Below are 692 nucleotides of genomic sequence, written 5' to 3' on the forward strand. Positions count from 1 at the left end.
CTCAGTTTAATTTTACAATCGGCGAAGACAAAAAATGCTATTTTTCCTTAACAGTAAGCCTTTACTGTAAATTTACTCTAGCGGCCTTAACCACCCGGGCTACGTTTTCACTGGTCCGAGCTAAATTACCTCCTCCGCCTGCTAAAGCTTCCGGCAAGCTGCAGATGCCTGGCAGGATGCCAAAAATCCCCGTAAAGCCTGCTTCATATAAGCTGTCAATTCTATCACCGACCTGGCCAGCCAGGGCAAAAACCGGTATGCCAAGCTTTTTGGCAACTTGGGCCACCGCATAGGGTGTCTTGCCGAACTTAGTCTGGAAGTCAATCCCGCCTTCGCCCGTAAAGACATAGTCAGCATCCCGCATCTTTTCCGCCAAATGGCTCTCCTCGATCACGATCTGGGCGCCCGCCTTCATCTGGCACTTGCTGAAGGCCAAAAAGCCCGCTCCCAGGCCGCCAGCCGCCCCGCTGCCAGAAACGTTCTCCACGTCTTTCCCAACTTGCTCCTTGATCACGACCGCGTAATGGTGGAGGCTAGCGTCAAGCTTCTGGACCATCTCCTTGTCCGCTCCCTTTTGCGGGCCAAAAACTACCGAGGCCCCATTGGGTCCAGTCAAAGGATTGGTCACGTCACTAGCTAAAATGATTTCAACTTCTTTTAAGCGGGGAGCCAAGCCGCTGGTATCAATTCTG

The 692-nt window shown here is 52.3% G+C and carries 1 protein-coding gene; it reads right to left on the reverse strand.

Features of this window, described 5'->3' with window-relative positions; genetic code table 11:
• Window positions 1-61 precede the first annotated feature (61 nt).
• Window positions 62-692 (reverse strand): glycerate kinase family protein (locus tag FD23_RS10195; protein ID WP_236743862.1); only part of this gene is annotated, 631 nt, incomplete at its 5' end.

Origin of the sequence: Lactobacillus delbrueckii subsp. delbrueckii DSM 20074 = JCM 1012 (genome assembly GCF_001433875.1) — a bacterium.
GTDB classification, from domain to species: Bacteria; Bacillota; Bacilli; order Lactobacillales; family Lactobacillaceae; genus Lactobacillus; species Lactobacillus delbrueckii.